This is a genomic window from Aminobacter sp. P4_H6_2, assembly GCF_056400805.1.
Genome location: NZ_JBFUKO010000409.1, coordinates 1 through 4,881 on the forward strand (window position 1 = coordinate 1; position 4,881 = coordinate 4,881).

General features: G+C 59.5%; 5 protein-coding genes. 2 read left to right on the forward strand and 3 right to left on the reverse strand.

Translation table 11 applies throughout. The features are described from left to right. Window positions 1-38: 38 nt before the first annotated feature. Window positions 39-770, reverse strand: coding sequence for a class I SAM-dependent methyltransferase (locus AC1DUU_RS23005; RefSeq protein WP_476785701.1), 732 nt, complete (start codon window positions 768-770; stop codon window positions 39-41). Window positions 771-1,479: 709 nt separating this feature from the next. Then, window positions 1,480-2,385: a LysR family transcriptional regulator gene (locus AC1DUU_RS23010; protein WP_476785702.1), complete on the reverse strand. Its 906-nt coding sequence runs from the start codon at window positions 2,383-2,385 to the stop codon at window positions 1,480-1,482. Between the two features lie 33 nt (window positions 2,386-2,418). Here AC1DUU_RS23010 and AC1DUU_RS23015 point away from each other — a divergent pair, with 33 nt between their 5' ends. Both AC1DUU_RS23015 and AC1DUU_RS23020 read left to right on the forward strand, forming a co-directional pair. After that, the gene (locus AC1DUU_RS23015) at window positions 2,419-3,375 is read left to right on the forward strand and encodes an SDR family NAD(P)-dependent oxidoreductase (protein ID WP_476785703.1); all 957 of its coding nucleotides are present in this window, start codon (window positions 2,419-2,421) and stop codon (window positions 3,373-3,375) included. Further along, window positions 3,372-4,226 carry an SMP-30/gluconolactonase/LRE family protein gene (locus AC1DUU_RS23020; RefSeq protein ID WP_476785704.1) on the forward strand — a complete coding sequence of 285 codons (855 nt, stop codon included), beginning with the start codon at window positions 3,372-3,374 and terminating at the stop codon, window positions 4,224-4,226. Before AC1DUU_RS23015 ends, AC1DUU_RS23020 begins: the two co-directional genes overlap by 4 nt. A 416-nt stretch (window positions 4,227-4,642) precedes the next feature. On the opposite strand, the gene AC1DUU_RS23025 is transcribed toward AC1DUU_RS23020, so the two are convergent. Beyond that, window positions 4,643-4,881, reverse strand: a 239-nt coding sequence (locus AC1DUU_RS23025; protein WP_476785705.1) for a phage tail terminator-like protein, incomplete at its 5' end; no start/stop codon positions are given.

Below are 4,881 nucleotides of genomic sequence, written 5' to 3' on the forward strand. Positions count from 1 at the left end.
GTGGGGTGTCGGTCGGCACGCGACAGCCCACTAGTCGACTAGTTCGCGTGAGCCGCTATCAGAAGCATCATTGGACGTTCAAGTTCTTCGGCCAGCCCTGGGTTGTCCCATATCTGGGTTGGCGTGGGCACAAATTCCTCGACTCGGTCGAGCTGGAACCCCTTCCCAATGAGGGCATTCARCGTGGTTCCGAGAGTCCTGTGGTATTTCAGGACGCCATCGGCAAACCAATTAGTGCGACGTTCCCCTTCAATCGAATACCCACTGACCGGCCATATCTTGCGGTCTGAGCCGTTGTCGATCCATTGAGGCTGTGACGTGGCCATGAAGATCGGGTGTTCAATTGTAAACACCAATACCCCGCCCGGTACCAGGGCCCGATGCATCATTGCGACGAGGCGATCGAAATCCTTGACGTAGTGAAAGGTCAGGGCGCTGTAGACCAGCTCGAAGCTTTGGGCAGGAAGTTCGAGCGTATCGAGGTCGGCAATTCGATAGTTGATTGCATCGTCATTTRTATCCGCTCGAGCGCGGTGGATCATGTTCTCTGATAGGTCATACCCCGTTACCGAGATGGCCCCATTCTGGCGCATCCAACGGGATGCCCAGCCGAAGCCGCAGCCAAGATCGGCAACGCGGCGTTCTTGCAGTGACGGCAGCAKGGCCTTGATGGCGTTCCATTCCGGAGCGCCCTCCAACCCGTGGAGCTGTCTCGGAAGTTGGCTGTAACCAGCAAAGAATTGGGGATTGTCGTAGATATTTTGTGCCATGTTCAATTCCTTTGAAAAATTGGACGAGGCACAAGCCAAGCCGAAAACCTCGTCCGGGAGGGCGAGGCCGGTTTTGGCATGTCGCTTGATTAGGTCGCGCGCGCTATGCCCCGGCATCTCGCAAACAAGATGCCGGCAAAGCGGGAGACAATGTGGATATCCTTTTCGACCATCTAGTAAGGTTTAGAGGAAGCGACGGCCAAGTCAAGCATCAGCCGGTGAGGCAGGCCGTGGCGGCTTAGCAAACTTCCGACGATGCTCAAGATGATGGCATATCCCCAGACGTCTGCTTTGCTTTCGCATCTTATAAAAGGAGACAGTCCCCAAACCACCCCGAATCCGACGCTGCGTGGCGACTGGTGACCTTTTGGCAGCAAACGACCTGATCGTGCTTCTCACTGTCGCTGTCCATAACCTGCCATACGTGCAGCGACGGAATACGCCTAGTTGCGATGGCTGCAGAACAGTCGAGCAGGCTAAGGCTTTCGCGCGGCACGCTGGCTACGTCTACTTGCGGACCAGGCAAAACTGACCGCTACAACCGACATCAGGCGCGTTGCCGACCGTCAGAATCGGGGCCGTTTGCGGTCGGTCCGGTTTTGGCGAAATCTCGCAATAACCCGCCATTCGGCAGCCGACCCYGTTTCSGWCGTTTACCCTAGATCGTAAGRATGTCAGCYTCGAGCCCGAAGCCGCCGTTCGAGGAACGTCACRTASCWTCAATGTTCAAGCTACCTGGCGSCTCCGYRSCTATTTTCACAAATGCCTTGGTCGCKGGGGTTGGCTCGCGGACCGSCAGRGACAGCTCGAAAGCTGCTTCCGGCTCGGCTATTGCGCGATATGCAATGCGATCCGGCCGAAAGCTCGCCATGCTCTCCGGGACGATGGACACGCCTGCGCCCACCGCGACGAGCGACAGAACGGCATGCATACCATGCGCCTCCTGCGTGATCTGAGGCACGAAGCCGGCGTCGGCACACAATCGGATCACCTGAAGGTGGAAGCCTCGCCCTTCGATCATCGGCCATAGAACAAATGCTCCATCCGCAAGGTCCGCAAGGGTCAGCCTGTCTTGGCGCAACAAGGGATGATCAATCGGCAGGGCCATGCAAAGCCGGTCGTGATCGAAGCCGTGCAGCTCGATCCCCTCCGCATCTGCCAGTGGGGAAATGATGATCGCGGCATCTAGCGTACCGTTCAGAAGACCGACGATCTGGGCTGCCGTGGTCGCCTCGCGCAGTTCCACGCGCACATCAGGCCGCGCATGTCGAAACGCTCTTATCGTATCGGGCAATCGTCCATAGAGCGCGCTGCCGACATATCCCAGCCGGACAAGGCCGGTGAGGCCGGCGGCTGTCTCCCGCGCCATGCGGATCGAGTAATGCGCCTGGCGTAGCGTCTCACGCGCTTCACGGAGAAACGCATGACCTGCAGAGGTCAGGCCCAGTATCCGGTTGGCACCCCGTTCGATCAAGATGACGCCCAGATCATCTTCCAGCCGTCTAATCGCAACCGTCAACGGTGGCTGGGACATTCCGAGGCGGTGAGCCGCACGGTGGAAATGACCCTCCTCCGCAACGGCGATGAACTGCTCCATTTTGCGCAGGTCGATCATACCGCGCCCCGATGAGAGCGGCTGGTCTGATACGTGATTCATATCGTGATGCCATTTCTTTGGTATTGGACGTATCGTAACATTGTGGCCATCTTCCGCGCAATGAAGGAAGCCATGATGAACCAATTAGATTTTTGCGGACGCACTGTCCTCATAACCGGAGCGGGCCGAGGCTTAGGCCTCGCCTATGCGAGAGCGGTCGGCCAGCTCGGCGCGACTGTCCTGCTGCACGATGTGGGTGCGAATACTGATGGAACCGGCACCGAGCCAGCGATTGCGGAAAACGTCGCCGCGAGCCTTTCCCTTGAAGGGACCACCGCGCACCCCTTCCACACCCCGATAGACACGCGCGATGACTGCCATACACTGGTGCGCAATTGCCTGGCCGTGAACGGACGCCTCGATGCGGTGATCCACAATGCCGGCTGGGTGGGCTACGAACAGATCGAGGACCTTCAAGATGCCTCCTTCGACCACATGATGACGGTCATGGCGAAGGCGCCGCTCTGGATCGCTCAAGCCGCATGGCCCCGCATGCGTGAGGCTGGCTATGGCCGGATCGTGCTGACGACCTCCTGCCGCGCTCTTTATCCGCAATATGTCCAGAAGGGTCTTGCCTCGTACGCCGCAGCCAAGATGGCCGCCGTGGGCGTCATGAACGTTCTTGCGGAAGAGGGGGCTGCGCACGGCATCATCGTCAACGCGGTTTCTCCGGTTGCGAAGACCCGGATGTGGGGCGTGGAGGGCGAACCGGACGAGCTGAAACCCGAAACTGTCGCGCCGGGCGTAGCTTTCCTTGCCTCCGACGCCTGCACAGAAGGGGGCTGGATACTGCGGGCTGCGAACGGGCAGTTCCATGCGACTCGCGCAGTTGAGGCCGAGGGGGTGGATTATCCGCGCGACCTGCGCGCGGTCCACGCTGCCACTCCAGCCGCCGTGGCTAAGGCATGGGACCAGATTGCGGTCCTTGCGCAGGAGCCGCGGTCATGACCGCCGTCCCCGACTTCAAGATTGCAGTCAGAGCTAACGCGATCATTGGCGAAAGTCCCATCTGGAGCGCGCGGCGCAACCGGCTGCTGTGGATCGACATCATGGGCGGGCAGGTCCATAGCTACGACCCGGCAACCGGACATGATGACGTCATCGACGTTCCCGCCGCTGCCGGCCTGCTGGCAGAGGGGCCGGCAGGTCAGATCGTTCTGGGCCTCGACTGCGAGCTGGCACGCCTTGGAGCGGATGGCCGCATCGAACGCTTCGCACGCTCTCCACATGCCGATCAGGCATTTCGGTTCAACGACGGGAAGTATGACCGCCAGGGTCGCCTGTGGACCGGGCTAATGAACAAGGAAGGACAGAAGGGCGTCGGCATCCTCTACCGGTTCGATCCGGATGGAACGTGGCATATCGCCGATACCGGCTTCGATCTGCCCAATGGCCTGGAATGGAGCCGGGATGGCCAAACGCTCTACTACACGGACTCGCACAAGGGGGAGATCTACGCCTACGATTTCGATCCGGCCACAGGCGAGATCAGCAACCGCCGCCTGTTCTTCGGCATGGACCCCAAGGAGGGAAAGCCCGATGGCCTGACGATGGACGGTGCCGGCCATCTTCTCAGTGTCCTGTTCGACGGATCGGCCATCGCCCGCATTGCTCCTGACGGCTCTCTTGAGCGTCTGATCCCTCTCCCTGTRCCGCGCCCGACGAGTTGCGCCTTTGGCGGCGATGGCCGGACCTTGTTCGTCACCACGGCCCGGATCGGCCTGACAGACGAACGCATTGCCTGCGCTCCGGCCTCAGGGGCGCTTCTGGAAGTCGATTATGAGGACGCGGTGCGATGAAGGACCACCATCTGTCTCGCCGCGATGAACGTGGCGAAAGCCGATGCGAATGTCAGCTTGGTCACGATAGCTGCTGAAAAACCTTCAACATCAGAATGGCTGGTTCCCATCCCGTTGGTGTCATTCTCGATTGGGTAATCGCAAGGTGGAAGCAGAAGTCAAATTTCCGGCAGCATCGGGGCCGACAGCGGACAGGCAGGTTTTCGACGAATTTCGCGGTAAGCCGCCAATTCCGCGGGCAACCACCGCCAATCTCGGACAGACGAAGACATTCCCAATTTCCCACCATCTCATAGGAATAAGCTGGACACGTGATACCTGCCCGCTGGTATCAATAGAGACACTTATTCTGATGCAGTAGGARATAACTCTTTGCCAAAGCCGAGAGACAGGCCCTCCCCAAATTGTGGGTAGACCTAAGCGAGCGGGAGGCGGTAAATATCCTTTCGACTTTGCCGTAACCGCTGGTGAGGATCAGCCGCCCCAAGGAACAGCCGGTGGTTCACGTTCGGGATATGCGTGACGCTGAGATAGCCACCCGTTGGCTTTGCGAAGCTTTCGTTTGACCACGCCACAGGCAGGACTGGCGACAGGACAAGCGCCTGCGCTCTCCCCTTCAGAGCGAGCCAGATCGATGTTTCGATGGATTGCACGT